Source organism: Telluria sp. AC161 (assembly GCF_979258535.1).
Genome location: NZ_OZ409861.1, coordinates 3384016 through 3410850, shown reverse-complemented (window position 1 = coordinate 3410850; position 26835 = coordinate 3384016). Strand labels below are relative to the sequence as shown.

Genomic DNA, 26835 nt, shown 5'->3' with positions numbered 1-26835 from the left:
AGTAAGCAGTTTACAACCCAAGGATTTACATGAGATTGCCTCCAGCGATCGTCGCCAAGACTGAAGAAGTCCTGCGCGAGATTCTCCGTTTTACCTCCCCAGCCGACGTCACCCTGTCGCGTTTCTTCAAGGACAATCCGCGTTTTGGCGGCCGTGAGCGTGGCGTGATTGCCGAAGCCGTGTATTCGGTGCTGCGTAACAAGTCGTTCTTCACCGATTTCGCCGGCCATGGCAGCACGCCGTCGATGCGTCGCCTGGCGCTGCTGGGCCTGGCCGAAACGGCTGGCATCGATTCGATCGGTGGCCTGACCGAAGATGAAACCCACTTCCTGACCCGTATCAAGGAAGTCGACCGCACGTTGCTGCCAGGTCCGGTGCAAGCCAATCTGCCGCAATGGCTGTACGACAAGCTGGTGGCCCAGTTCGGCGAAGCCGAAGCCCTGGAACTGGCCGCCGTGCTCAACACGCCAGCGCCGCTCGACCTGCGCGTCAATTCGATCAAGGCCGAGCGCGACGCCGTCATCGCCACGCTGCTCGAAGCGCCGATCGTCGCCGAGCCGATGCCGTATGCGCCGCTGGGGCTGCGCGTCAAGCAAAAGCCTGCGCTGCAGAATCTGCCTCTGTTCAAGGAAGGCGCGATCGAAGTGCAGGACGAGGGCAGCCAGGTGCTGTCGCAGATCGTTGGCGCGCGCCGCGGCGAGATGGTGGTCGACTTCTGCGCCGGCGCTGGCGGCAAGACGCTGGCACTGGGCGCACTGATGCGCAACACCGGGCGCCTGTACGCGTTCGACGTGTCCGAAAAGCGCCTGGCCAAACTGAAGCCGCGTATGGCGCGCAGCGGTTTGTCGAACGTGCATCCGGTGCTCATCGCGCACGAGCGCGATGCCAAGGTCAAGCGTCTGGCCGGCAAGATCGACCGCGTGCTGGTCGATGCGCCATGCTCGGGCCTGGGCACCTTGCGCCGCAATCCGGACGTCAAGTGGCGTCAGCAACTGGGCGCGATTGCCGAGATGCAGGAAAAGCAAGCCGCAATCCTGGACGGTGCTGCGCGCCTGGTCAAGAACGGTGGCCGCCTCGTGTACGCCACCTGCAGCCTGCTGAATGAAGAAAACGACGTCATCGTCGAAGGCTTCCTGGCAACGCATCCGGACTTCGATCTGGTGCCGATGAGCCAAGTGCTGGCCGAGCAAAAGATTCCGCTCGAAATGGACAAGTACCTCAAGCTCTTGCCGCACAAGCACCAGACCGATGGCTTCTTCGCCGCCGTGCTGCAACGCAAGGCGCTGGTCAAGGCGGCACCAGTCAAGGCAGATGCCGATGTTGACGCCGATATGACCGCAACCGACGAAGAATAAGGAACTCTGCAATGCCCTTGTCCGACCTCTGGAATGTCATGATTGTCGACATCCGCAACCCGGCCCTGTTGTGGCAGGCGATTGCCCTTGTCGTCTGCGTGGCGGTGGGCTGGGGGTTGGCAGGGTTGATCGGGCGCTCGCTGCTCAAGAACCGGGATGAACAGGGCCGCTTGATGCGTGTCGGCCTGGGCGGCGTTGCCCGGGTGCTCGGGCCGCTGTTGACCGTCGCGCTGCTGTCGCTGAGCAAAGTCATCCTGGAACACTTCCAGACCGTGAACCTGCTGCGCGTGGCGCTGCCGCTGTTCGTGTCGCTGGCGGTCATCCGCACCTTCTTCTACCTGCTGCGCCGCGCGTTTGCGCGCCGTGGCCAAGTGGGCGAGGCGCTGCAGACGTTCGAGCGCGTGTTTGCCTTTACGGCCTGGATCATCGTGGCGCTGCACCTGACCGGCATCCTGCCGGACGTCTTGCGCGCGCTCGAGACGACCATGCTGCCGGTCGGGGCCAAGTCAACCTCGCTGCTCGATTTGTTGCAGGGCGTCGTTTCTATTGTTGTGCTGATGATCCTGGCGCTGTGGGCCGGCGCCGCGCTCGAAGAACGGCTGATGCATGTCGAGCGCATGCACTCGTCGCTGCGCGTTGCCTTGGCGCGCGTGGGCCGTGCTGCGCTGATCCTCGTTGCCGTGTTGTTCAGCCTGTCGCTGGCGGGGCTCGATCTGACCGTGCTGTCGGTGTTTGGCGGTGCGCTCGGTGTGGGTCTGGGTCTGGGCATGCAGCGTATTGCCAGTAATTATGTGTCCGGTTTCATCATCCTGTTCGAGCGCAGCCTGGCGATTGGCGATCCGATCACGCTCGACAAGTATTCCGGCAAGGTCTCGCGCATCAATACACGCTATACAGTGTTGCGTAGCGCCGACGGTACGCAGACGCTGTTGCCGAACGAAATGCTGATCACCGGCGTGGTGCTGAACCAGTCGGTGACGAACAAGAACGTGCGCGCCATTACCAAGCTGGTCGTGTCGTACGACAGCGATCTGTCGGTCGTGATGCCGTTGCTGGAAGAGCAACCGAAGGGCGTTGACCGCGTGCTGGAGACGCCGGCGCCGAATGTGCTGCTGACCGCGTTTGTTGCCGATGGCTACGAGCTGGAAGTTGGATTCTTCCTGGGCGATCCGGAAAACGGGCAGGGCGGGCCGATCTCGGAAGTCAACCGCAAGATTTACGCGCTGGTGCACACGGGCGCCATCAAGCTCGGCCATCCTTCGATGGACACGCGCCTGCTCGACGCGCACATCACGTCGATGATGGCGCGCACCCCGGAGGGTGCATCAGACGCTACCGAAGGTGGCGTAAAACAGACTGGCGCGGATTTAGGCAAAAATTGAAGCCGTGCTGCTGCCGTGCGGCAGTAGAAACACGTAAAATGCAAGGGTTATGCATGTGCGATCTTCCTGATCGACGTCATACAAGCCCTGCATTGGAGACTGAATGAATTTCTTTAACGACACTTTGCACGCTGTGCTGTCGTTCTTGTCGACCGGCCTGCTGGATTTTTCGGCATGGGAAGTCGTTCTGTACACGCTGGTGGTCACGCACATCACCATCATCAGCGTCACTGTGTACCTGCACCGCCATCAGGCGCACCGCGCGCTTGACCTGCATCCGATTCCAAGTCACTTCTTCCGCTTCTGGCTGTGGCTGACCACTGGTCAGGTCACGAAAGAGTGGGCGTCGATCCACCGCAAGCACCACGCCAAGTGCGACACCGAAGAAGATCCGCATAGCCCGCAAACGCGCGGCATCCGCAAGGTGCTGTTCGAAGGCGCCGAGCTGTACCGTGCTGAGAGCAAGGTTCAGGAAACCATGGACAAGTATGGCCATGGCACCCCGGACGACTGGATCGAGCGCCACGTGTACACCGGCCGCAGCATGATGGGTGTGGTCGCGATGCTGGTGATCAACATTGCGCTGTTTGGCATCATCGGCTTGTCGGTGTGGGCCGTGCAGATGATGTGGATTCCGATCACCGCTGCCGGTATCATCAATGGCCTTGGCCACTGGTGGGGCTACCGCAATTTCGATTGCAGCGATGCCGCGACCAACATCTTCCCATGGGGCATCCTGATCGGTGGCGAAGAGCTGCACAACAATCATCACACGTATGCCACGTCGGCCAAGCTGTCGAGCAAGTGGTACGAGTTCGACCTGGGCTGGGGTTATATCCGCATGCTCGAAATGGTCGGACTGGCCAAGGTCAAGAAAGTGGCGCCGAAGCCGAAACTGGCCAAGAACAAGGACCAGGCCGACTTCGATACGCTGCAATCGGTGATCGCCAACCGTTATGACGTGATGGCCAAGTATGCGAAATCGGTGCGTCACGCATTCCACGAAGAATTCGAGCAGCGCAAGCACGCCAGTGGCCTGGAAACGCGCTTCCTGAAAAGCTCGCGCAAGCTGATGCAACGCGAACCGGCCAAGCTGGAGTTGTCGCAGAAAGAGCAGCTGGTCGAGCTGTTCCAGCACAGCAAGGCGCTGGAGACCATGCACAATATGCGTGTGGAACTGGGCGCGATCTGGGAACGTTCGCACCACACCCGTGATCAGTTGCTGCATCAGTTGCAAGACTGGTGCAACCGCGCCGAGGCGTCGGGCATCAAAGCGTTGCAAGATTTTTCACTGCGCCTGCGCACCTATGCCTGATTCGGTATCAAAGCATTAAAAAAGAAACGGCTCCTTCGGGAGCCGTTTTGCATTTGACCGCGCCCGCGCACCACAGCCGGGGTCAGGTCTGACATTCGGACACGACCTCAGCCTTAAACAGTTTTTGTGGTGTCTCGCCCATCGTTAGCAGGTAGCAGTTCCGCTATTTTCGACTACCCGACTACTTGACTGTCGAGATCGTGTCCGAATGTCAGACCTGACCCCGGCTTTTTATGCGCATCGGCGGCAAGGTCAGATATGTCAGCGCGCGCCAGATCCATTCGACCGGGCCGTACTGGAAACGCGCCAGCCACCAGTGGCTCAAACAGATCTGCAGCGCGCATAATGCCAGCGCGATGCCTACTTGTGCCGTTCGTCCTATGCCCCACAGCCCTATTCCGTGGGCATAAAACAACAGTGAGAAGACGAGCGACTGCGTCAGATAATTGCTCAGAGCCATGCGTCCAAACGGTGCCAGCAGGCGGATCCGTGCCAGCGCGCCACGGCTCTGCAGCATCAGCATGACGGCGCCAATATAGCCAAGCGCAGCGGGCAAGCTGCCCAGCGACAGCAGGGCGTGGGCGAGATCATGGCCACCATCGTCGACGCCAGGCGGTCGCCCTGTTGCGATCAGGCTGCCAAGCAGGCCAAGTCCGACGCCCAGTGGGATGCCGACGATGGCCAGCCGTCGGAACAGCGGCTTGTGATCGGGTGCGCGTGCGATCACGCCCGATCGCACGAACCAGACGCCGATCAGGAACACGCCCACCAGCAACACCGAGAACCCGACTTCGTCCACCATGCGTTCGTCCAGCTGCCCGAACCGCATCGCTACTGCATCCGGATAGCTGCCCTGCGTCAGCACGACGCGTTCTTCGGTGCTGCGTGCGATTTGTTCCCGGTAGCGCAACACGCGGCCATCGGCGGCGGGCACCGACTCGTCATCAGCACTGCTAACGCTACCGGTGCTGCTCACGACTGTCGTCTGTCCAAAGGCAGGCGCAAAGTGCCGCATGCCGGCTTCTACCGCAATAAGGCAATAGGTCAGCAGCACGATCTGGACGCCGATGCGTAGCGGTTTTTGTTCGGCCGGACCGTGCCAGCAGGCGAGCAGGCCAAGGCCCGTGAAGATGGTGCCCACCGCGGTCAGCATCGTCGTGTCGTCGCCCTTGCTGCCCGATGCGGCGAGCAGTGCCGCCAGCAACATCAGCAGACCGGTGCCGACCGTCACCAGTGGAAACAGCCAGGCTTGCCGCGCGCGCAGGTACAGCGCGACCAGCGACGCCAGGACGACGGGCGCCAGCAGCCAGCCCAGCAGGCCCAGCCTCGGAACCTGCGGCAGCGCAATACAGGCGATGAGGGCGATGACGAGCAACCGCGCTGGCGCCAGCAGGGCGAGCATCAGCGCGAGCGCGCCGGCTGCATAACTGATCAGGATATCGCCGCTCCACAGCAAGGTATGGTGCAACAAGCCGATCGCCAGCAACACGCCGACCCGGCGGCCGTAGGTTGGCGCGAATGGCCGCCCCGCCACGCGGGCGCGCTCGAGCATCAGCGCGAAGCCCATGCCGAACAACAGCGAAAAGATCGTCCAGAACTTGCCGCTGACCAGGTACGCGACAAGGAATGCCACGAGCCAGTCGAGGCCGTGCAGGCCGGCGGGAATGCCTTGCCCGGATTCGACCACGGGCCGGTTGAAAAATTCGACGTTGGCGATGCAGATGCCGATCAGTGCAAAGCCGCGCAGGACATCGAGGGCGTCGAGGCGGTCGGTGGCAGAAGAGAATGCGTGCAGGGACGAGCTGGTCATTCCGTCATGGTAACGCGGACGGTGTCCGGCCATAAAAAAAGCCGCCAGGCTTGCGCCGGCGGCTTTTTGAAAGACAACAGGATCAATTACTTGATCTTGGTTTCTTTGTAGATCACGTGCTTGCGTGCCTTAGGGTCGAATTTGGTAATTTCCATTTTCGCCGGCATCGTGCGCTTGTTCTTGGTGGTGGTGTAGAAGTGACCCGTGCCTGCAGTCGATTCCAGCTTGATTTTGTCGCGGCCAGTTTTTGCCATGATAGCTCCCTAATTAAACTTTTTCGCCACGAGCACGCATGTCGACCAGCACGGCATCGATGCCGAGCTTGTCAATCAGGCGCAGGCCGGCGTTCGACAAACGCAGCGAAACCCAGCGGTTTTCCGATTCGACGTAGATACGACGATTCTGCAGGTTAGGCAGGAAACGACGCTTCGTTTTGTTGTTAGCGTGGGAGACGTTGTTACCAACCATCACACCCTTGCCGGTTACTTGGCAAACACGTGCCATAGTGCACTCCTTAAATATGTTCCAGGACTGGAAAAACGAGAGTATAGCGCGAAAAATGAAGCGGAATCAATCACTTGCGAAAAACAATAGTTAATTTAATTGAATAAAAAATTTAACAATCGCGGATTGGAGCACATTTGCATGGGTAAGCCCCTGTTTACGCGACGTAATTCAGGCCAGTGGCCGCATCACGCACCGGTAGCAAATCCGTCACAACTGCCCATGCTCGGCAAACGAATGTACGTGGCTGCCGGCCACCACAAAATGGTCCAGCACCCGAATCTCGACCAGTGACAGCGCCTGCGTCAGGGCGCTCGTCAGCCGCAGATCCGCATCGCTTGGCTCGGCCACGCCCGAAGGATGGTTGTGCGCCAGGATCACGGCCGCCGCATCGCGCCGCAGCGCCGCCTTGACGACTTCGCGGGGATAGACGCTGGTATGGGTAAGCGTGCCCCGAAACATTTCGTCGCAATTGATCAGGCGATTCTTCACATCCAGAAACAGCACGATGAACGATTCGTGCGTGCGCAGCGCGAAGTGGCTGCGCAGATAGTGCCGCACGGCTTCGGGCGAGCACAGCGCCTCACGCCGGAATTGTTCGGCCACCGCGCGCCGCGCCAGTTCGAGCGCCGCCTGCAGCTGCGCATACTTGGCCGGGCCGAGCCCGTGCAGTTGCCCGAACTCGCCGGCATCGGCATGCAGCAGCCGCTGCAGCGAGCCGAAGTGGGTGAGGGTGTCGCCGGCCAGCGTCACGGCGCTTTTCCCGGCCACGCCCACGCGCAGGAAGATCGCCAGCAATTCAGTATCGGACAATGCCGCCGGGCCGTCGCGCAGCAAGCGCTCGCGGGGGCGGTCCTGCTCGGGCCAGTCACAAATTCCCATCGTGATTCCTCGCCAAAAAAAGAGGCAGCCCGGGCGCAAGCTGCGCGCGTGGCTTACAATAGCGGTTTGCCCCACCGGGGCTGCCCGCACTCATACGAAACGTCGCAAAGAACATGGCCAACGCTGCTCCTGTCGTCAATGAATCCTCGTACCTGACACTGCATTACCGCCTGGCTGTTGCCGGTGGTTCTGATGTGATCACCACCTTCAACGGCACGCCGGCAACGCTGTTGCTCGGTCAGGGCCAGCTCGCGCCATTCCTCGAAGAGCGCCTGATCGGCCTGCCCGAAGGCACGCACCAGACCTTCGAGCTCAGCGCGCAGGAAGCGTTCGGTGAACGTAACCCCGAACTGATCCAGTCGGTGTCGAAAGCGACCCTGGAAGAAAATTCGGTGCCGGGCGCCGACTATCTGGTCGGCGAAGTGGTCGAATTCAATGCGCCGAAGGGCGGCCGTTTTGCCGGCGTGCTGCTTGAAATGCGTGACGACTCGGCGTTGTTCGACTTCAACCACCCGATGGCTGGCCGGGCGCTCCAGTTCGAAGTGAAACTGATTTCGGTGCTGTAAAGGAAGACTATGGAAAACGAAATTCTGCTTGCCCAGCCGCGCGGCTTCTGCGCTGGCGTGGACCGCGCCATCGAAATCGTCGAGCGCGCCCTGACCCAGTTCGGCGCCCCGATCTATGTGCGCCACGAGATCGTCCACAACGCCTACGTCGTGGCCGACCTGCGCACCAAGGGCGCGATCTTCATTGAGCAGCTCGAAGACGTCCCGCCTGGCAACACCCTGGTGTTCTCGGCCCATGGCGTCTCGAAAGCGGTGCGGGCCGATGCCGAAGCGCGCGGCCTGACGATCTTCGACGCCACCTGCCCGTTGGTCACCAAGGTGCACGTCGAAGTGGCCAAGATGCGCAAACTCGGCGCCGAGATCATCATGATCGGCCACGACGGCCACCCGGAAGTCGAAGGGACGATGGGCCAGGCCGAAGAAGGCATGCACCTGGTCGAGACGGTCGCCGATGTCGATAACCTGCAGGTGCGTAACCCTGACCTGCTGGCATATGTGTCGCAAACCACGTTGTCGGTCGACGACACCGCCGACATCATCGACGCGCTCAAGGTGCGCTTCCCGAACATCATCGAGCCGAAGAAGGGCGACATCTGCTATGCCACCACCAACCGCCAGGAAGCCGTCAAGTTCCTCGCGCCGCAGGTCGAAGTGGTGATCGTCGTCGGTAGTCCCAACAGCTCCAACTCGAACCGCCTGCGCGAAGTGGCCGACAAGATGGGCACGCCTGCCTATATGGTCGACAACGCCTCCGCCATCGATCCAACCTGGATCGCCGGCAAGAAACGCATCGGTGTCACCGCTGGCGCGTCGGCGCCCGAGGTACTGGTGCAAGCCGTGATCGACCGCTTGAAGCAACTGGGCGCGGCCAGTGTGCGCGCGCTCGAAGGCGTCGAAGAGAACGTCACGTTCCCGCTGCCGAAAGGCCTGGATGGTGTTCGGCAGGTGGCCTTCAAGCCCGAAGGCTGAACATTATTTTTCGTTCTGGCAGAAAACAAAAATTAGCTACTGCCGCCATTTACAGTTGTTAGTTTTCCGGCAGCCAAGCTATGATGGCGGCGCTCGGATTTGTCGTAGCGATGTGCTAACCAGCGCGTCGTTAGGCCGCAGACAACGGTAAAGCAGCAGCTTCAGACCTTGAGCGGCACGTCGGGATACCCCGGCGTGCCGTTTTTTGTTATTGCACAACAGGCGGAACGATGGAAACCTTTATCCAACAACTACTGAACGGGCTCGTGCTCGGCAGTATGTATGCGCTGGTCGCGCTCGGCTACACGATGGTGTACGGCGTCCTCAACCTGATCAACTTCGCCCACGGCGACGTGTTGATGATCGGCGCAATGATCGGCCTGACCATCCTGCAATTGCTCGAAGCTTATGTGCCTGGCCTGCCTGGCTATCTCCAGCTGGCGCTCGCGATCCTTGGCGCCATTCCCGTCACCATGCTGGTTAATATTCTGATCGAACGCGTCGCTTACCGACGCCTGCGCAATGCGCCGCGCCTGGCGCCGTTGATCACGGCCATCGGCATCTCGATCCTGCTGCAAACGTTTGCGATGATGATCTGGGGCCGCAGCCCGTTGCCGTTCCCGCAATTGCTGTCGTCCGAACCGATCATGATCGGCGGCGCGATGATTTCCCAGACCCAGGTCTTGCTGCTCGTGCTGGCGGCGCTGGCCATGGGCAGCCTTGTGCTGCTGGTCGAGCGTACGCGGATGGGCCGCGCGATGCGCGCCGTGGCCGAAAACCCGCGCGTGGCGGGCCTGATGGGCATCGATACGAACCGCGTGATTGTCGCCACCTTCGCCATCGGCGCGGCGCTGGCCGCCGTGGCCGGCGTGATGTGGGGCGCCAACTACGCGTCGATCACGTTCACGATGGGCGTGCTGCCGGGCCTCAAGGCATTCTGCGCCGCGGTGCTGGGCGGGATCGGCAATATCTATGGCGCCATGATCGGTGGCCTCGTGCTGGGCATCATCGAAGCGCTGGGCGCCGGCTATATCGGCGACCTGACCGGTGGTTTCCTTGGCAGCCACTACCAGGACATCTTCGCCTTCGTGGTACTGATCCTCGTGTTGACCCTGCGCCCGTCCGGCATCATGGGCGAACGCGTGGCCGACCGCGCTTAACCGGAGCACACCATGGCACTCCTGACGTTCGACACCCAGCACAAGCCGCGCCAGGCCTACACCAGCATGGCGATCGTGCTGGTGCTGCTCCTGATCTTCCCGTTCTTTGCCGCGCAATTTGGCAATTCGTGGGTACGCATCATCGACATCGCGCTGCTGTACATCATGCTCGCGCTCGGCCTGAACATCGTGGTCGGCTTCGCCGGTCTGCTCGACCTGGGCTATATCGCGTTCTTTGCCGTCGGCGCCTACCTGGTCGGCCTGTTCTCGTCGCCGCAATTCGCCGCGCTGCTGGAATCGGTGATCTATTACTCGCCGGCCATCGGCGAAGCGCTGGTCGCGTTCTTCGGTCCCGAGATCCAGCAGAACGGCATCCACCTGTCGCTGTGGGCGATCGTGCCGCTGGCAGCTTTGTCCGCAGCACTGTGCGGCGCGCTGCTGGGCGCCCCGACCCTGAAACTGCGCGGCGACTACCTCGCCATCGTGACGCTGGGCTTCGGCGAGATCATCCGCATCTTCATGAACAACCTGAACGACCCGATCAACTTCACCAACGGGCCCCAGGGGATCAACATGATCGACCCGATCCGCATCTTCGGGGTGTCGCTGGCGGGCGAGGCGGGGTCGAATGCCACCGTGCACATCGGCAGCTACGCGATGCCGTCGGTGAACGCATATTACTTCCTGTTCCTGGCGCTGGTGATTGCGTCGATCTTCATCACCGGCCGCCTGCAGCACTCGCGCCTGGGCCGCGCCTGGGTGGCGATCCGCGAAGACGAAATCGCGGCCAAGGCAATGGGCATCAATACCCGCAATGTCAAGCTGCTCGCGTTTGCGATGGGTGCCTCGTTCGGCGGCGTGGCCGGCGCGATGTTCGGCGCCTTCCAGGGCTTTGTTTCGCCGGAATCGTTCTCGCTGACCGAGTCGATCGCCGTGCTGGCCATGGTGGTGCTGGGCGGTATCGGCCATATCCCCGGCGTGGTGCTGGGCGGCGTGCTGCTGGCGGCCCTGCCGGAAGTGCTGCGCCACGTGGTCGACCCGGCCCAGCAGGCGCTGTTTGGCAAGGTGATCATCGAAGCCGAAGTGCTGCGCCAGTTGCTGTACGGCCTGGCGCTGGTGTTGATCATGCTGGTGCGCCCGGCCGGCCTGTGGCCGTCGCCCAACAAGGAAGAGCGGCCCAACGCCGCGCTGGCGCGTGACGACGAAGAAGCGAGCACCACATGAGCGAACAAGTCATTCTCAATATTGCCGGCGTCAACAAGCGCTTCGGCGGCCTGCAGGCACTGACCGATGTCGGCATCCGGATCATGCAGGGCCAGATATACGGCCTGATCGGCCCCAACGGCGCCGGCAAGACCACGTTCTTCAATGTGATCACGGGCCTGTATCAGCCCGACAGCGGTACGTTCGAGCTGGCCGGCAAGGCGTACTCGCCGTCGGCCCCGCACGACGTGGCCAGAGCCGGCATCGCGCGCACGTTCCAGAACATCCGCCTGTTCGGCGAGATGAGTGCGCTGGAAAACGTCATGGTGGGGCGCCATGTGCGCACCAGACAGGGCGTGCTTGGCGCGATCCTGCGCCACAAGGCGGCGCGTGAAGAAGAGCGGGCGATCCGCGTCCGCGCCCAGGAACTGCTCGATTTCGTCGGCATCGGCCAGTTCGCCAACCGTACGGCAAAGTTCCTGTCGTACGGCGACCAGCGCCGCCTGGAAATCGCGCGTGCGCTGGCAACCGATCCGCAATTGCTGGCGCTGGACGAGCCGGCGGCCGGCATGAACGCCACCGAAAAACTGGGCTTGCGCGAACTGCTCGTCAAGATCAAGGCGCAGGGCAAGACCGTGCTGTTGATCGAGCACGACGTCAAATTGATGATGGGCTTGTGCGACCGCATCACAGTGCTCGAATACGGCAAGCAGATCGCCGAAGGTGTGCCAGCCGAGATCCAGAAGAACCAGGCCGTGATCGACGCCTATCTGGGAGGTGCGCACTGATGGACGTAACGAAGAATGAAACGATTCTGCAGGTATCTGGCCTGAAGGTCGCGTACGGCGGCATCAAGGCGGTCAAGGGGATCGACCTGCAGGTAGCCCGGGGCGAACTGGTCACGCTGATTGGCGCCAATGGCGCCGGCAAGACGACGACGCTCAAGGCCATTACCGGCACGCTGCCGCCATGCAAGGTCGAAGGCGACATCAGCTATCTGGGTCAGCCACTGCGCGGTACGCAGTCGTTCCGCATGGTCCAGCAAAAGCTGGCCATGGTGCCGGAAGGGCGGGGCGTGTTCACCCGCATGTCGATTCACGAAAACCTGTTGATGGGCGCGTACACGCGCGATGACAAGGCCGGGATCGACGCCGATATCGAGAAGTGGTACAGCGTATTCCCGCGCCTGAAGGAACGCGCGGGCCAGCTGGCCGGGACGCTCTCGGGCGGCGAGCAGCAGATGCTGGCGATGGCGCGCGCGCTGATGTGCCATCCGACGCTGCTATTGCTCGATGAGCCGTCGATGGGCCTGTCGCCGATCATGGTCGAAAAGATCTTCGAGGTGATCCGCGACGTATCGCAGCAGGGCATCACGATCCTGCTGGTCGAGCAGAACGCCAAGCTGGCGTTGCAGGCTGCGCACCGCGGCTATGTGATGGAGTCAGGTGAGGTCACCATGACCGGCAATGCGCGCGACATGCTGACCGACCCGCGCGTGCAGGCGGCATATCTGGGCGAATAACCCATGCGCACGTAAAAATGGCCGGGACGCTTGCGCGCCCCGGCCATTTTTTTACCGATCAGCGATGCTGCAGTATTACGCAGCAGCAGCCGATGCGGAGTTGGTCGCCTTGGCAGCGTTGGCCGAGAATTGCGACACGGCAGCGTTCACATTGGTTTCGATGGCTTCGACAGCCTGCTTCGAGGTCTTGCTGAACTGCTCGTAACCGGCATTGGCGTTGCTGATGGCGGTCTTGACGGCGGCGACGAAGTTCTCCGAACCGGCCGGTGCATTCTTGCTCACTTCGTCGACCAGCGAAATCACCTTGCGGTTGGCTTCGACGATCTGGCTTTCGGCTGCTTTCGAGAACTCGGCGCCGGTGCCGCTGGCGATCGACGCCAGCTGACGGCTGTAGGCCATGGCTTTTTCAGCGTTAGGCTGTGCCTGGGTGGCGGCCAGCGAGAAGAATTCTTGTGGATCCTTGGCGCTCAGCAGCTTGCTGGTGAGGGCCGACGATTCTTCGAGGCTGGCGCGTGCGGTGCTGATGTTCAGGGCGACCAGTTTTTCCATGCTTTCGAACGTCTTCGACGTCAGCGACGAAAACAGGGCGAACTGCGACTCCAGGCTGGTCTTGGTGGCGGTCGAAAACTGCTCAGGGATTGCAAACATGTGTCTCTCCAAAATGTTACGTTTCGTGAATGGACTATTGCTCGGGTGGGGCAGGCTCTTCGGCAAACGTGATGTAACTCTTCTTTTGTGCACCGCAACAGGGCAGATTTTGTGCCACTTCGTTTGAGGCGTCAAGTGATTTTGATGCGATGCACAATCCGTGGTACAGAAGTGACAAGAGTGCATTTATTGTGAGAAAACTCAATTGATCTACCGCAAACGAACATTCTTTTTCGCTGTCTAATCGCACCAAAACGGTGTGCTAGACTCGGTTCTTGTCTTTACCTTAACCTTGTCGATTCTTTCGGGACATTGCCGCGTTCATGTCACAGCCCGCCATTTCGCCGCCGGTTACCGCTGCCGTCCCGACCGCCCCATGGCTGTCGCCGGTACCGCTATTCTTTGTCCTGTTATGGAGCACCGGGTTCATCGTCGCGAAGTTCGGCCTGCCCCATGCGCCGCCGCTGACGTTCCTGATCGTGCGCTGCCTGGGCGTGTTGGCCGTGCTGCTGCCGATCGTGCTGATCTGGCGTGCGCCCTGGCCGCGCGGCCAGATCATGCACGTCGCACTGGCTGGCTTGCTGTTGCAGGCGGGGTATCTGGGCGGCGTCTGGGCTGCCATCAACCTGGGCATGCCGGCCGGGCTGACGGCGCTGATCGTCGGCATGCAGCCCATCCTGACCGCTGCAGCTGCGCCGCTGATCGGCGAGCGCGTGCGGCGCCTGCAGTGGCTGGGCTTGCTGTTGGGCCTGTTCGGTGTGGCCCTTGTCGTGTACGCCAAGCTGGGCGTTGCCGGCATGTCGCCGGTCGCGCTGGCCCTGTGCCTGTTCGCGCTGCTGTGCATCACGACTGGCACGCTGTACCAGCGCCGCTTCTGCCCACAATTTGATCTGCGTACCGGCACCGCCATCCAGTTCAGCGCCACGGTGCTGGTGCTGATTCCAATGGCCATCTGGCTGGAAGACCTTGATCCGGGGTTCAGCCGCATTACCTGGAGTGATGACTTCATTCTGGCGCTGGTGTGGTCGGTACTGGCGCTGTCGATCGGTGCCATCTTCCTGCTGTTTACGCTGATCCGGCGCAGCCAGGCCACCGAAGTGACGAGCCTGATGTACCTGACCCCGCCCACCACCGCCATCATGGCCTGGCTGCTGTTCGGCGAGTCGTTCAGCCTGCTCGGCCTGGTCGGAATGGTCGTTGCCGTGACCGGTGTCGCGTTTGTCGTCAAGAAACCAAGGAACCTACAATGATCAGCAGTCCCAGCCAGGAAGCGGTCGATGCCGCCATCACGTCGCGCCGCTCGATCCGCGCCTTTCTCGACAAGCCGGTGGAACGCGCCGAGATCGCGCGCATTCTCGACGTTGCCGCGCGTGCGCCGTCCGGCACCAACACGCAGCCGTGGAAGGTGTATGTGCTCACTGGCGCGGCGCGCGCACGGTTGTCGAATGCGATCCTGGCCGTCAATGCCGATCCCGAGCAGGCGCGCGGGCATACCGAGGAATACGCCTACTACCCGCGCGAGTGGACCTCGCCGTATATCGACCGCCGGCGCAAGGTCGGTTGGGATCTCTACAGCCTGCTGGGCCTGGGCCGCGACAACAAGGCCGGCATGGCGGCACAGCATGCCCGCAACTACGCCTTTTTCGATGCGCCCGTGGGGCTGATCTTCACCATTGACCGCATCATGGCGCAGGGTTCGTGGCTCGACTACGGCATGTTTTTACAGAACATCATGGTGGCGGCGCGCGCGCGCGGTCTCGATACCTGCCCGCAAGCGGCGTTCACGCAGTATCATCGGATCATCAGCGCCGAACTCGATCTGCCGGGCAACGAGATGGTGGTCTGCGGCATGGCGCTGGGCTGGGCCGATCCGGCGCGCGTCGAGAACACGCTGGTGACCGAGCGCGAACCGAGCCACGGCTTCGCCCGCTTCATGGATTAACGTAAATACCGTCAATATCCTGTTGATATCAAAAGGAAAATGGTTGGGCGCTTCTTGTTGTATTAAGTCGCTTATTGCCGCACGGAATGTGAATTTTGCTTGCGATCGGACGTCGTTCCGCTACACTTCACTACGTATCTCATCTGTTCGGGTCAGGGGCTTCATCATGTTCAAACTTGCTGTGGCTGCCGTGGTTGCCGCTTTATTTGCCTTTTCCCCAGTCCAGGCCGCCGGTGCTGGCGCAGGCGCGGGTGCGGGTGCCACCGAGCAGGCGAAGAAATCGTCTGCCGCCAAGAAAAAAGTCAAACGCAAGGTCGTGCGCAAAACCACGGCCACACGTACCAAAAAAGCCAAACGCCAGGAACTTGCCGCCGCAGGCGATCGTCCGCGCATGATCCGCCGTGTCAAGACCGTGCGCGGCAAGCGCGTCGTCACGTATCAGCCGGTGCGCACTGCCGCCGCTGCCGTGGCAGTTGGCGTTGCTGCCAAGACTGTGGGCGACATGGCTGGCCTCGACAACACCGTCGATCCGCTCGCGCTGCGCTCGAACGTGGCCTTCGTAGTCGACCAGAACAGCGCCGAAGTGCTGTTCGAGAAAAACGCCAATGTCGCGTTGCCAATTGCATCGCTGACCAAGCTGATGACGGGCATGGTCGTGATGGACTCCAAGCAAGACCTGGACGAAGTCTTGCGCGTGACCGACGACGACGTCGACCGCCACAAGTTCAGCAGCTCGCGCCTGCCGGTTGGCGCCAGCATGACACGCCGCGAACTGCTCCATATTGCCCTGATGAGTTCCGAGAACCGCGCCGCGTCGGCGCTGGGCCGCAACTATCCGGGCGGTATCAGCGCCTTCGTCGGCGCGATGAACGCCAAGGCGCGCCAGCTGGGCATGCGCGACACCCGTTACGTCGATTCCAGCGGCCTGTCGAGCAGCAACGTCTCGAGCGGGCGCGACCTGGCCAAGCTCGTCATGGCGGCGCATGGCGACCCGGTGCTGCGCGAATTCTCGACCACGCCCAACTCCACCGTGCAAGCCAGCGGTCGCACGATGCACTATCGCAATACTAACTACCTGGTGTCGCTGCCTGACTGGAATATCGGCCTGCAAAAGACCGGTTTCATCAACGAAGCAGGGCGCTGCCTGGTGATGCAGGCCATGATCCATGGCCGCAACGTGGTGATGGTGTTCCTGGATTCGAAAGGCAAGATGTCGCGCACGGCCGACGCCGGCCGGATTCGCCGCCTGATCGAATCGCTGCCCGACCGCATGGATGTCGATGCGATCCGGCCATCGACCATCACCGCCAGCGCGCCAGGCCTGGCGCGTTAAGAAGAAGGGCAGGCCTTGCGCCTGCCCTTGTTGTATCTGCTTTTGCTGTGCCTGCTCTCGTGGTTTATACCGTCGGCATCGGCCGATACCCGAGCGTCGCCGAAATGCGCGCCGCCGTCTGCACCAGGTCATCGAGCCAGTCTTCCTGCAAACGGTCGGCCGGCGCCGAAATCGACAAGCCCGCCACCAGTTTGCCACTGTCATCGTGGATGCCTGCCGCCATGCAGCGCACACCCAGTTCCAGCTCTTCGTTGTCGCGCGCATAGCCGCGCGAGCGCACCAGACTCAGCTCGCGCTCCAGCCGTGCCAGCTCGGTGATCGAATTGCGCGTGTGGCCCGACAGGCCCGTGCGGGTCGCGTAGGCGCGCGTGGCTTTCACATCGTCCACGGACAAAAACAGCTTGCCGGTGGAGGTCAGGTGCAGCGGACCGCGCCCGCCGATGGCGCGCACGACCTGCATGCCGGAACGCTCCGAGAAGGCCCGGTCGATGTACACGATTTCATCGCCCTGGCGCACCGACAGATTGACCGTCTGCTGCGTCTTGCGGTGCAGGGCGCGCATGGCGTCGAGCGCCGCTTCGCGCACCGACAGCCGGCTCTTGACCACATTGCCCAGCTCCAGCAGGCGCATGCCCAGCCGGTACGTGCCCGGCTCGACACGGTCGACAAAGCGCGTGACCACCATATCGTTGAGGATCCGGTGCGCCGTGGACGGGTGCAGACCCGACACGCGCGCCAGCTCCTTGAGGCTGACCGGGTCAGAATAGGTGGCCAGGGCGTCCAGAAGGGAGGTCATGCGTTCGATCACCTGGATCGAGGTCTTGGCGGGTTGGGGCGTTTCCATTTTCATATGATGGTTGTGCGGTGCAGTAGGCCTATTCTTTATACCATGATGTGAAACGCTCGCGCAAACCTGCCCTTGCATTGTGGGCCTGCATGCCACATGCTGATCGGGAGGCGGCATAATGATGTTCCTGCATCCTCACTGGACAACGATGGACAACCCGATCAGCGAATTCAAGACCTTGCGCGGCCTCGAGCGCATTGGCGCGGCGTGCCGCAACACCTGGGACGGCCTGCGCTGGGCCTGGCGCAGCGAAGCAGCGTTCCGGCAAGAAGTGGTGCTGATCGTCGTGGCCAGCGTGATCGCACTGCTGTTGCCGGTCTCGGGCTTCCAGCGCCTGGCGATGATCGGCGTGCTGCTCGTGGTGCTGATCGTCGAGCTGATCAATTCAGCGATCGAGGCGGTCGTCGACCGTATTTCGCTCGAGCGCCATCCATTGTCGAAAGCAGCCAAGGACATCGGCAGCGCCGCCGTCGCACTGACGCTGCTGCTGGCGTTCGCAACCTGGGCTGTCGTCCTCTACAATCGCTTCATGTAGACCAACGCGCCATTCGTACCGGATGGCGCCCCGAACAAGTTTGATCAATCACAGGAGATGACCATGACCTTACGCCTCGGCGATACCGCCCCCGACTTCGAGCAAGCATCCAGCATTGGCCCTATCCGTTTCCACGAATGGGCAGGCGACTCGTGGGTCGTGCTGTTTTCGCACCCGGCCGACTTCACGCCGGTCTGCACCACCGAACTGGGCCTGACCGCCAAGCTCAAGCCTGAATTCGACAAGCGCAATGTCAAGGCGATCGCGCTGTCGGTCGACGCGGCCGAAAAGCACCGCGACTGGATCCGCGACATCGAAGAAACCCAGCAAACCGTCGTGGGCTTCCCGATCATCGCCGATGCCGACCGTTCGGTCTCGACGCTGTACGACATGATCCACCCGGAACAGTCGGCCACCGCCACCGTGCGTTCGCTGTTCATCATCGACCCGAACAAGAAAGTGCGCCTGACCATCACCTACCCGATGAGCACCGGCCGCAATTTCGACGAAGTGCTGCGCGTGATCGACGCCCTGCAACTGACCGACGGCTACACGGTCGCCACGCCGGGCAACTGGAAAGATGGCGACGACGTCATCATTCCGCTCACCGTCACCGATCCTGACGTGATCAAGCAAAAGTATCCAAAGGGTTTTGAAGCGCCGCGTCCTTACCTGCGCATGACGCCGCAACCGAACAAGTAATTCAGGTTGTACGGCCCAGAAAAATGGCCCAGGCACACGCCTGGGCCATTTTTTTTGTCCGGCCATCGAAGATTTCCGCATATCGCCATGCAAGCGCCACACGTCTACATAGCGTTTCGTGTCTATACAAATAAGGATTGCTTCGTTTGCGTTATAAAGATCACGTGAGAATATTAGTGTCCGATAGAAGAATTTGTAATAAGGACTCGCATGACATCGCTTGCTATGCCAGGCAGCACGGCAGCGCCGAAGTCGTCGAAAGCACCGGGCCGGGTCATTCCCGGCTTTGGCATTTCGCTCGGCTTCACGCTGTTTTACCTGGCGCTGATCGTTCTCATCCCGCTGTCGGCGGTGTTCCTCAATACCTTCAGCATGACCTGGGCCGAGTTCTGGGCCACCGTCACGTCCGAGCGCGTCATGGCGTCGTATCGCCTCAGCTTTGGCGCGTCGCTGATCGCAGCCGCCCTGAACGTCGTGTTCGGCGGCATCGTCGCCTGGGTCCTGGTGCGTTATAAATTTCCTGGCAAGCGCTTCATCGATGCGCTCGTCGATTTGCCGTTCGCGCTGCCCACCGCCGTGGCCGGCATCACGCTGACCGCGCTGTACGCGCAGAATGGCTGGATCGGCCAATACCTGGCCGCGTGGGGCATCAAGGTCGCGTTCACGCCACTGGGCGTCGTGGTCGCGCTGACCTTTATCGGCCTGCCATTCGTCGTGCGCACGGTGCAGCCGGTGCTCGAAGAAGCCGAACGCGAACTCGAAGAAGCCGCCGCCAGCCTGGGCGCGCCGCCGCTGCAGACGTTCACCCGCGTGGTGCTGCCGACGATCGTGCCGGCGCTGCTGACTGGCTTTGCGCTGGCCTTCGCGCGCGCTACCGGCGAATACGGCTCTGTCATCTTCATCGCTGGCAACCTGCCGATGGTGTCCGAAATCACGCCGCTGCTCATCATCTCCAAACTCGAACAATACGATTACGCCGGCGCCACCGCAATTGCCGTCGTGATGCTGGTGTTCTCGTTCATCCTGCTGCTGACGATCAATCTGCTGCAGGCCTGGACACGCAAACGGGCGGGCAAATCATGAGCGCTGTTCTGGATAAAGCCACGCCGCCACGCCGACCCGTGGCGCGCCGCAAGCGCCTCGACACGAGCGTGCTCGAGCCGCGCTGGGTCAGCTATGTGCTGATCGCTGTTGCCCTCGTCTTCCTCACGCTGTTCCTGTTCATCCCGCTCGCCGCGGTGTTTACCGAAGCGCTCAAGAAGGGCTGGGAAGTGTATGTCGAAGCGGTCATCGATCCGGATGCGGTATCGGCCATCAAGCTCACGCTGATCGCCGCGGTGATTTCGGTGCCGTTGAACCTCGTGTTCGGCGTGGCGGCCGCCTGGGCCATCACCAAGTTCGAATTTCGCGGCAAGAGCATCCTGCTCACGCTGATCGATCTGCCGTTCTCGATCTCGCCCGTGATCGCGGGTCTGATGTACGTGCTGTTGTTTGGCGCGTCGGGCTGGTTCGGTCCGTGGCTGGCCGAGCACGACATCAAGATCCTGTTTGCCGTGCCGGGCATCGTGCTGGCCACCGTGTTCATCACGTTCCCGTTCGTGGCGCGCGAGCTGATTCCGCTGATGCAGCAGCAGGGCACCGAAGAAGAAGAAGCGGCGCTGGTGCTGGGTGCATCGGGCTGGTCGACCTTCTGGCGCGTGACAATGCCGAACATCAAATGGGGCCTGCTGTATGGCGTGATCCTGTGTAACGCCCGTGCGATGGGCGAGTTCGGCGCCGTCTCGGTGGTCTCGGGCCACATCCGCGGCGAGACCAACACGATGCCGCTGCACGTCGAGATCCTCTACAACGAATACAACTTCACGGCCGCCTTTGCTGTGGCGTCGCTGCTGGCGCTGCTCGCGCTGGTGACGCTGGCCATCAAGTCCTTTATCGAATGGCGTCTGCACCAGGCCAAATCGGCCTCGCTGGACGCCCCTCACTGAATATCCGCCGGAGCCACGCATGACGATTGAAGTCCAACACATCCGTAAAAATTTCGGCCAGTTCAAGGCGCTCGACGACGTGTCGCTGCAGTTCCCGGACGGTGAACTGACCGCCTTGCTCGGCCCGTCGGGCTGCGGCAAGACCACGCTGCTGCGCATCATCGCGGGTCTGGAATACCCGGACTCGGGCACCGTGCTGCTCGACGGCCAGGATTCGTCGCACCGCCACGTGCGCGAGCGCCAGGTTGGCTTTGTGTTTCAGCACTACGCGCTGTTCAAGCACATGACCGTGTTCGAGAACGTCGCGTTCGGCCTGCGCGTGAAACCACGCAGCGAGCGCCCGAGCGAAGACCAGATCCGCGACAAGGTCAAAAAACTGCTCGAACTGGTGCAGCTCGACTGGATCGCCGACCGCTATCCGCCGCAGCTGTCGGGCGGCCAGCGTCAGCGCATCGCCCTGGCGCGCGCACTGGCCGTGGAGCCGCGCGTGCTGCTGCTCGACGAGCCGTTCGGCGCGCTCGACGCCAAGGTGCGCAAGGAACTGCGGCGCTGGCTGCGCCGCCTGCACGACGACCTGCACGTGACGTCGATCTTCGTCACGCATGACCAGGAAGAAGCGCTTGAAGTGGCCGACCAGGTGGTCCTGATGAACAAGGGCCGCGTCGAGCAACTGGGCAGCCCCGATCAGGTCTACAACCATCCGGCGTCGCCGTTCGTGTACGGCTTTCTGGGCAACGTCAACCTGTTCCACGGCCGCATCCACGAAGGTGTGCTGGCCAGCGGTGACGTCAATTTCCAGGCCCCGCAGCATATCGACGTGCGCGATGGCGCCGGCATCGGCTACGTGCGCCCGCACGATCTCGATGTCGAGCGCTACACCCCGGGCGCGGCGGGCGTCGTGGCCAAGCTGCGCCGCGCGCATGCGATCGGGCCGCTGGCGCAGCTCGATCTGGAGCGCGCCGACAATGGCCAGATGATCGAGGCGGTGCTGCCGAACGAGCGCTTCGCCAGCCTGGGCCTGCAGGAGGGTGACACGCTGGTGGTGCGCCCGCGCCGCATTGAAGTGTTTGTCGACCAGGGAAGCGCCGCATGAACTTCCAGCAGCTACGCTCGGTGCGCGAAGCGGCTCGCCGTGACTTCAACCTGACCGAGGTGGCCAACGCCCTGTTCACGTCGCAGCCGGGTGTATCGCGCCAGATCCGCGAACTCGAAGATGAACTGGGCGTCGTGATTTTCGAGCGCAATGGCAAGCGCCTGACGGGGCTCACGCCGCCCGGCAAGGGCATCCTGCGCATCGTCGAAAAGCTGCTGGTCGAAGCCGAAAACCTGCAGCAGGCCAGCCGCGAATTCGCCGGCCAGGACAGCGGCACGCTGACGGTGGCCGTGACCCACACGCAGGCCCGTTACGCGCTGCCGCAGGTAGTCCAGTCGTTTCGCGCGGCGTTCCCCAATGTGCGCATCGCCTTGCAGCAAAGCGCGCCGGAACACATCGCACAGTGGGTCGCTTCGGGCAAGGCCGATATCGGCATCGCCACCGAAGGCCTGTCGGCGTTTCCCGACCTGGTGTCGTTCCCGTGCTACCGCTGGAGCCATGTGATCGTGGCGCCGGAAGGCCATCCGATCTTCGCCAGCGGTTCGCCGCTGCGCCTGGAAGACCTGGCCGAGCATCCGCTCATCACGTATGACCAGGGCTTTACTGGCCGCAGCCATATCGATGCGGCATTCCTCGAAGCCGGGCTGGCGCCGGACATCGTGCTCACGGCGATGGATTCGGACGTGATCAAGCAGTACGTGTCGCTGGGGATGGGCGTGGGGATCGTGGCGTCGATGGCGTTCGACCATGGCCGCGACAAGGGCCTGCGCGCGATCGAGGCATCGCACCTGTTCGCGCAGAACGTGACGCGTCTGGCGGTGCGGCGCGGCGCCTATCTGCGCTCGTACGCGTTTCACTTCATCGAGCGCTTTGCGCAAGGCTACACGCGGGCCGATATCGAAAAGGCGATTGCGACGGCGGAATAAGGGCCGCGCTGGCGGCACGCCACGCTGGCGTGCCGGCCGTGTTTACTTCTTCTTTTGTTCGCGCAGCACGTCCGCGCAATCGCGCACCAGGCCTGGCCCGGCGTAGATCAACCCACTGTACAACTGCACCAGCTTGGCACCGGCCGCGATCTTCGCGCGCGCATCGACGCCGCGCATGATGCCACCCACGCCGATGATCGGGATGTCGTCGCGCAGTTCGGTCTTGAGCGCGCGGATCACGATATTCGACTGCTCGAACACGGGCGCGCCGGACAGGCCGCCCGCTTGCTGCGCGTGCTTCATGCCCTCGACATCGCGCCGGTTGAGCGTGGTGTTGGTGGCAATGACGCCGTCGATCTTGTGGCGCAGCAGGGCGCCAGCGATATCGCGGATCTGGTCGCCATCGACGTCGGGCGCGATCTTGAGCGTGAGCGGCACGTAGTGGCCATGCTGGTCAGCCAGGCGCATCTGCTCCTGCTTGAGCTGCGACAGCAGGCTGTCGAGTTCGGACGCGCCCTGCAGCTGGCGCAGGTTCTGCGTGTTCGGCGACGAGATATTCACCGTCACGTAGCTGGCGTACGGATACACCTTGCGCAGGCATTCGAGGTAGTCGTCGGCAGCGCGCTCGATCGGCGTATCGGCGTTCTTGCCGATGTTCAGCCCCAGCACACCCTGCTTTTCCTGGAAAAAGCGCGAGGCCTGCACATTGGCCACGAACGCGTCGACGCCGCCGTTGTTGAACCCCATGCGATTGATGATGCCGCGCGCGCGCGGCAGCCGGAACATGCGCGGCTTGGGGTTGCCGGCCTGGCCACGCGGCGTGACCGTGCCGATCTCAATGGAGCCGAAGCCCAGCGCCGCCAGACCGTCGATATACGCGCCATCCTTGTCCAGCCCGGCGGCCAGGCCGACAGGATTGGGAAACGTGATACCCATGACGGTGCGCGGATCGGGCCGAGGCTTCCGGAACGCGCCTGTCAGACCAAGCGCTGCTGCGCGACGCAGCATGGGCAAGGTCAGGTTGTGCGCCGCTTCGGGATCGAGCGAGAACAATGCGGGACGAACGAGGGTATACAGGATTTTGTCTGGCATAGAGTACTCGGTTGACGTATCACCATCATTCTAACGTGCGGCGAGCGGGCGTACGTAACGAAGTATCAACGCAATTGTTAGCGGTTGTGTCCGGTGACCCGGCACGCAACAGGTTCAGGCGTCCAAAACGCCCCATTGGCCGTCGATGCGTGCTTCGAGTGGCCGGAAGTTGATCTTGTAGGCCATCTTGGGGCTTTGCGCGATCCAGTAGCCCAGGTACACATGCGACAGGCCAAGTTCGTGCGCCTGGTTCACCTGCCACAGGATGTTATAGGTGCCATACGACGCGTTCTCGACATCCGGGTCAAAGAAGGTGTACACCGACGACAGGCCGTCGGACAGCACGTCGATGATCGACACCATGCGCAAGGTGCCATCGGGTTCGCGAAATTCGACCAGGCGCGTGTTGACGCGGCTTTGCAGCAGGAACTGCGCGTACTGGTCGCGGCTGTCCTGGTCCATGCCGCCGCCCACATGGCGCGTGGTCTGGTAGCGCAGATAGAGCGCGTAGTGTTCGTCCGAGAACGCCAGGTTGGCGACCATCGCCACCAGATTGCCATGGCGCTTCAACGCGCGGCGCTGGGTGCGGTTGGGTGTGAAGTCGGCGCACCTGACGCGCACCGGGATGCAGGCCTGGCAACCATCGCAATACGGGCGGTAGGTGAAGATGCCACTGCGCCGGAAACCACTCCTGACCAGCTCGGAATACACATCGGCATTGATCAGGTGCGAGGGCGTCGCGACCTGCGAGCGCGCCTGGCGTGCGTCGAGATAGCTGCACGGGTAGGGCGCCGTGGTGTAGAACTGCAGCGTGGCAAAGGGCAGGTCGTGTAGGTGCGTCATGCAAGGAGCTCTCGGGACGACGTGGGGTTATCGCCTATTCTAGCGAAAACCGCGCGGCGATTCCGTTAGCCAGGCAACGGTGACGCTACTGTCCATGGCCCGATGCCCGGCCTGGCGGTCGCGCGGTGAACGTGTTCAAGAAAGCGGCTGCGCGGGATCGGCGCGGCGCCAAGCGAGGCCAGGTGGCCGGTCTCCTGCTGGCAATCGACCATCTCGACGCCATGGCGCTGCAGAAACGCCACCAGATAGGCCAGCGCGACCTTGGACGCATCGGACACGCGCGCGAACATCGACTCGCCGTAGAACATGCGGCCGATGCACACGCCATACGCGCCGCCCACCAGTTCGCCGTCCAGCCAGACTTCGGCCGAGTGCGCGTAACCCAGTGCGTGCAGGCCCGTGTAGCCGGCGATGATCTCATCCGAGATCCAGGTGCCGGGCCCGTCGCGCCGCGGCGCTGCGCAGGCGCGCATCACCTCGTCGAACGCGCTGTCGAAGCGCACGTCCCAGCGCCCGCCATCGAGACGGCTGCGCTCGATCTTGCGCAGCGTTTTCGCCAGGCTGTTACTGACCTTGAACTGGTCGGTGTAGAGCACCATGCGCGGATCGGTGCTCCACCAGAGGATCGGCTGGCCTTCGGAAAACCACGGGAAGATGCCATTGCGGTAAGCCTGCAGCAGGCGCGCCGGCGACAGGTCGGCGCCGGCGGCAAGCAGGCCCGGCGCTTCAACGGTCAATGCCTTCGAGACGTCGGGGAACGGCGTGTCGATCTCGAGCCAGGGAATCATGTCAGTCCGGTTCGCGTGGTGCCATCATGGGGCGGTCCACGGCCACGCTGTGAAAGCCGAAGTCGCCACCCTCGCGCACTTTGATCCGGTCGGCAAAGAACAGTTCCAGCGTCGTACGGATCGTGGGGAAGGCCAGATCGTCCCAGGGGATGGTGGCTTCGGTGAACAATTGCACATCGAGGCTTTCAATGCCCGCTGCATAGTCGAGGTCGCGCAGGCGTGCCAGGTAGAACAGGTGCACCTGGTGTACGTGGGCGACGTTGAGCAGCGAAAACAGCGGGCCAAGCTCGATATTGGCGCCGGCTTCTTCTTCGGTTTCGCGCTGCGCCGCCTGTTCGGTGGTCTCTTCGTTTTCCATGAACCCGGCTGGCAACGTCCAGTAGCCGTAGCGCGGTTCGATCGCGCGCTTGCACAGCAGGATCTGGAGTTCGCCATCGCGTTCCCACACGGGAATTGAACCGACGACCAGCTTCGGGTTCTGGTAATGGATCGTGTTGCAGTGCGTGCACACGTAGCGCGGCCGGTTGTCGCCTTCGGGAATGGCCAGCACGACAGGGTGGGCGCACTCGGAGCAGAATTTCATGGTGGATAGGGCAGGTTGGTCGTGGCAATACTGTACACCGAATGCGGCGTCGGCAGGGACAGGGGGCGTGTTCGCAGCGGGCGCTCGCGCGCTCAACCGAGATATAAGTTTCTTCAATAAGCCATGCATCGAGGATTGGATTTGCTAAATGACGCGCGGGGGCGTATAATTCATTTCACAGACGCGGGGTGGAGCAGTCTGGCAGCTCGTCGGGCTCATAACCCGAAGGTCACAGGTTCAAATCCTGTCCCCGCAACCAAGATTAGAGGCCGTTGATTCGAAAGAATCAGCGGCTTTTCGTTTTTCTGGCCTCGTTCCTGGGTTCTTGCTTGGCTGTAACGGCCTCGATCCAGCGCAACGTCACGCGCCTCTGCTGCAATGCACGGCAGCCTGCCCGGTCCAACCCGCAACAGACGACAAGTCAGGGGCATGCCATGATCGATGTACAAGACATCAACGAATCCTGGGGCTGGGTCGGCATGAGCGCAGTGGAAGTGCTCGGTGCCAATGCCTTCGGCAATCTCATCATCCGCGACGAAGACGACAAGTTCTGGTGCCTGCGCCCGCACGAACTCTGTTGCGAGCCGCTCGCCAGCAACCGCGCTGCACTCGATGCGCTATCGTACAACCAGGATTTTCTTAACGACTGGTACATGCCCGAGGCCGTGTGCCTGGCCGAGGCCGCGCTGGGGCCGCTGACGGACGGGCGCACCTACTGCCTGAAAATCCCCAGTGCCCTGGGCGGAAAATATGGATGCGACAATCTGGCCATCGCGCCGCTGGCGGCGTTAATCCGGTTTTCGGGCGAGGGCGCGCAGCAGTTTGATGGCTTGCCGCGCTGGAACTAGGG

Annotated in this window: 29 protein-coding genes and 1 tRNA gene; 20 read left to right on the top strand and 10 right to left on the bottom strand. The window is 62.2% G+C overall.

Going from position 1 to position 26835, the window contains the following annotated elements; all coding sequences use genetic code 11:
• Positions 1–29 precede the first annotated feature (29 nt).
• The 3 genes from ACZ0AJ_RS15270 (at position 30) to ACZ0AJ_RS15260 (ending at position 4052) form a co-directional block, all read left to right on the top strand.
• Positions 30–1355: an RsmB/NOP family class I SAM-dependent RNA methyltransferase gene (locus ACZ0AJ_RS15270; protein WP_499455320.1), complete on the top strand. Its 1326-nt coding sequence runs from the start codon at positions 30–32 to the stop codon at positions 1353–1355.
• Positions 1356–1366: 11 nt separating this feature from the next.
• Positions 1367–2737, top strand: coding sequence for a mechanosensitive ion channel family protein (locus ACZ0AJ_RS15265; RefSeq protein WP_499455500.1), 1371 nt, complete (start codon positions 1367–1369; stop codon positions 2735–2737).
• Positions 2738–2840: 103 nt separating this feature from the next.
• A complete protein-coding gene (locus ACZ0AJ_RS15260; protein ID WP_499455318.1) occupies positions 2841–4052 on the top strand; it encodes a DesA family fatty acid desaturase in 1212 nt (403 codons plus the stop codon).
• A 211-nt stretch (positions 4053–4263) separates the two neighbouring features.
• Here ACZ0AJ_RS15260 and ACZ0AJ_RS15255 read toward each other — a convergent pair whose 3' ends face one another.
• From ACZ0AJ_RS15255 to radC, 4 genes are all read right to left on the bottom strand, one after another.
• Positions 4264–5862 carry a DUF418 domain-containing protein gene (locus ACZ0AJ_RS15255; protein ID WP_499455317.1) on the bottom strand — a complete coding sequence of 533 codons (1599 nt, stop codon included), beginning with the start codon at positions 5860–5862 and terminating at the stop codon, positions 4264–4266.
• An 86-nt stretch (positions 5863–5948) separates the two neighbouring features.
• Positions 5949–6116, bottom strand: coding sequence for a 50S ribosomal protein L33 (rpmG, locus tag ACZ0AJ_RS15250; RefSeq protein WP_005665735.1), 168 nt, complete (start codon positions 6114–6116; stop codon positions 5949–5951).
• 13 nt (positions 6117–6129) lie between these two features.
• Entirely contained in the window at positions 6130–6366 is a 237-nt protein-coding gene (gene rpmB, locus ACZ0AJ_RS15245; RefSeq protein WP_183555830.1) for a 50S ribosomal protein L28, read from the bottom strand.
• 210 nt (positions 6367–6576) lie between these two features.
• Positions 6577–7248 carry a RadC family protein gene (gene radC / locus ACZ0AJ_RS15240; RefSeq protein WP_499455316.1) on the bottom strand — a complete coding sequence of 224 codons (672 nt, stop codon included), beginning with the start codon at positions 7246–7248 and terminating at the stop codon, positions 6577–6579.
• Positions 7249–7361: 113 nt separating this feature from the next.
• On the opposite strand from radC, the gene ACZ0AJ_RS15235 reads away from it, so the two are divergent.
• From ACZ0AJ_RS15235 to ACZ0AJ_RS15210, 6 genes are all read left to right on the top strand, one after another.
• On the top strand, positions 7362–7814 hold the full coding sequence (locus ACZ0AJ_RS15235) for an FKBP-type peptidyl-prolyl cis-trans isomerase (protein WP_332532484.1): 453 nt from the start codon (positions 7362–7364) through the stop codon (positions 7812–7814).
• Positions 7815–7823: 9 nt separating this feature from the next.
• Positions 7824–8783: a 4-hydroxy-3-methylbut-2-enyl diphosphate reductase gene (ispH, locus tag ACZ0AJ_RS15230; RefSeq protein ID WP_499455315.1), complete on the top strand. Its 960-nt coding sequence runs from the start codon at positions 7824–7826 to the stop codon at positions 8781–8783.
• A 230-nt stretch (positions 8784–9013) separates the two neighbouring features.
• The gene (locus ACZ0AJ_RS15225) at positions 9014–9943 is read left to right on the top strand and encodes a branched-chain amino acid ABC transporter permease (RefSeq protein ID WP_499455314.1); all 930 of its coding nucleotides are present in this window, start codon (positions 9014–9016) and stop codon (positions 9941–9943) included.
• Positions 9944–9955: 12 nt separating this feature from the next.
• A complete protein-coding gene (locus tag ACZ0AJ_RS15220; protein WP_183555825.1) occupies positions 9956–11167 on the top strand; it encodes an ABC transporter permease subunit in 1212 nt (403 codons plus the stop codon).
• Entirely contained in the window at positions 11164–11934 is a 771-nt protein-coding gene (locus ACZ0AJ_RS15215) for an ABC transporter ATP-binding protein (RefSeq protein ID WP_499455313.1), read from the top strand. Before ACZ0AJ_RS15220 ends, ACZ0AJ_RS15215 begins: the two co-directional genes overlap by 4 nt.
• Positions 11934–12668, top strand: coding sequence for an ABC transporter ATP-binding protein (locus tag ACZ0AJ_RS15210; RefSeq protein ID WP_499455312.1), 735 nt, complete (start codon positions 11934–11936; stop codon positions 12666–12668). Before ACZ0AJ_RS15215 ends, ACZ0AJ_RS15210 begins: the two co-directional genes overlap by 1 nt.
• A gap of 75 nt (positions 12669–12743) precedes the next feature.
• Here ACZ0AJ_RS15210 and phaP read toward each other — a convergent pair whose 3' ends face one another.
• Positions 12744–13316: a TIGR01841 family phasin gene (phaP, locus tag ACZ0AJ_RS15205; RefSeq protein ID WP_499455311.1), complete on the bottom strand. Its 573-nt coding sequence runs from the start codon at positions 13314–13316 to the stop codon at positions 12744–12746.
• 323 nt (positions 13317–13639) lie between these two features.
• On the opposite strand from phaP, the gene ACZ0AJ_RS15200 reads away from it, so the two are divergent.
• The 3 genes from ACZ0AJ_RS15200 (at position 13640) to pbpG (ending at position 16591) form a co-directional block, all read left to right on the top strand.
• Complete coding sequence (locus ACZ0AJ_RS15200; protein ID WP_499455310.1) at positions 13640–14566, top strand: DMT family transporter; 927 nt, start codon at positions 13640–13642, stop codon at positions 14564–14566.
• On the top strand, positions 14563–15258 hold the full coding sequence (locus ACZ0AJ_RS15195) for a nitroreductase (RefSeq protein WP_499455309.1): 696 nt from the start codon (positions 14563–14565) through the stop codon (positions 15256–15258). Before ACZ0AJ_RS15200 ends, ACZ0AJ_RS15195 begins: the two co-directional genes overlap by 4 nt.
• A 166-nt stretch (positions 15259–15424) precedes the next feature.
• Complete coding sequence (pbpG, locus tag ACZ0AJ_RS15190) at positions 15425–16591, top strand: D-alanyl-D-alanine endopeptidase (RefSeq protein WP_499455308.1); 1167 nt, start codon at positions 15425–15427, stop codon at positions 16589–16591.
• Positions 16592–16655: 64 nt separating this feature from the next.
• On the opposite strand, the gene ACZ0AJ_RS15185 is transcribed toward pbpG, so the two are convergent.
• Positions 16656–17441, bottom strand: coding sequence for an IclR family transcriptional regulator (locus ACZ0AJ_RS15185; RefSeq protein ID WP_183555818.1), 786 nt, complete (start codon positions 17439–17441; stop codon positions 16656–16658).
• Between the two features lie 145 nt (positions 17442–17586).
• Between ACZ0AJ_RS15185 and ACZ0AJ_RS15180 the strand changes: the two genes are divergently transcribed.
• The 6 genes from ACZ0AJ_RS15180 to ACZ0AJ_RS15155 all read left to right on the top strand — a co-directional run bounded on the left by ACZ0AJ_RS15180 (position 17587) and on the right by ACZ0AJ_RS15155 (position 22679).
• Entirely contained in the window at positions 17587–17973 is a 387-nt protein-coding gene (locus ACZ0AJ_RS15180) for a diacylglycerol kinase (RefSeq protein WP_499455307.1), read from the top strand.
• A 63-nt stretch (positions 17974–18036) separates the two neighbouring features.
• Complete coding sequence (locus ACZ0AJ_RS15175) at positions 18037–18675, top strand: peroxiredoxin (protein WP_183555817.1); 639 nt, start codon at positions 18037–18039, stop codon at positions 18673–18675.
• 210 nt (positions 18676–18885) lie between these two features.
• Positions 18886–19758, top strand: a complete 873-nt coding sequence (gene cysT, locus ACZ0AJ_RS15170) for a sulfate ABC transporter permease subunit CysT (RefSeq protein ID WP_499455306.1) — start codon at positions 18886–18888, stop codon at positions 19756–19758.
• Positions 19755–20660 (top strand): sulfate ABC transporter permease subunit CysW, encoded by a 906-nt coding sequence (gene cysW / locus ACZ0AJ_RS15165; RefSeq protein ID WP_499455305.1) that lies wholly within the window; start codon positions 19755–19757, stop codon positions 20658–20660. Before cysT ends, cysW begins: the two co-directional genes overlap by 4 nt.
• A 19-nt stretch (positions 20661–20679) precedes the next feature.
• Complete coding sequence (locus ACZ0AJ_RS15160) at positions 20680–21753, top strand: sulfate/molybdate ABC transporter ATP-binding protein (RefSeq protein WP_499455304.1); 1074 nt, start codon at positions 20680–20682, stop codon at positions 21751–21753.
• Positions 21750–22679 carry a CysB family HTH-type transcriptional regulator gene (locus ACZ0AJ_RS15155; RefSeq protein WP_499455303.1) on the top strand — a complete coding sequence of 310 codons (930 nt, stop codon included), beginning with the start codon at positions 21750–21752 and terminating at the stop codon, positions 22677–22679. The genes ACZ0AJ_RS15160 and ACZ0AJ_RS15155 overlap by 4 nt, the downstream gene beginning before the upstream one ends.
• A 42-nt stretch (positions 22680–22721) precedes the next feature.
• On the opposite strand, the gene ACZ0AJ_RS15150 is transcribed toward ACZ0AJ_RS15155, so the two are convergent.
• From ACZ0AJ_RS15150 to ACZ0AJ_RS15135, 4 genes are all read right to left on the bottom strand, one after another.
• Positions 22722–23771 carry a quinone-dependent dihydroorotate dehydrogenase gene (locus tag ACZ0AJ_RS15150; protein ID WP_499455302.1) on the bottom strand — a complete coding sequence of 350 codons (1050 nt, stop codon included), beginning with the start codon at positions 23769–23771 and terminating at the stop codon, positions 22722–22724.
• A gap of 114 nt (positions 23772–23885) precedes the next feature.
• Complete coding sequence (locus ACZ0AJ_RS15145; protein WP_499455301.1) at positions 23886–24614, bottom strand: arginyltransferase; 729 nt, start codon at positions 24612–24614, stop codon at positions 23886–23888.
• Positions 24615–24679: 65 nt separating this feature from the next.
• A complete protein-coding gene (gene aat, locus ACZ0AJ_RS15140; protein ID WP_499455300.1) occupies positions 24680–25402 on the bottom strand; it encodes a leucyl/phenylalanyl-tRNA--protein transferase in 723 nt (240 codons plus the stop codon).
• Position 25403: 1 nt separating this feature from the next.
• Positions 25404–25985: an NUDIX hydrolase gene (locus ACZ0AJ_RS15135; RefSeq protein ID WP_258835404.1), complete on the bottom strand. Its 582-nt coding sequence runs from the start codon at positions 25983–25985 to the stop codon at positions 25404–25406.
• A gap of 182 nt (positions 25986–26167) precedes the next feature.
• Here ACZ0AJ_RS15135 and ACZ0AJ_RS15130 point away from each other — a divergent pair.
• Together ACZ0AJ_RS15130 and ACZ0AJ_RS15125 are read left to right on the top strand one after the other, a co-directional pair.
• Positions 26168–26244, top strand: a tRNA-Met gene (locus ACZ0AJ_RS15130).
• Between the two features lie 175 nt (positions 26245–26419).
• Entirely contained in the window at positions 26420–26833 is a 414-nt protein-coding gene (locus tag ACZ0AJ_RS15125; RefSeq protein WP_499455299.1) for a T6SS immunity protein Tdi1 domain-containing protein, read from the top strand.
• The last annotated feature ends 2 nt before the right edge of the window (positions 26834–26835 follow it).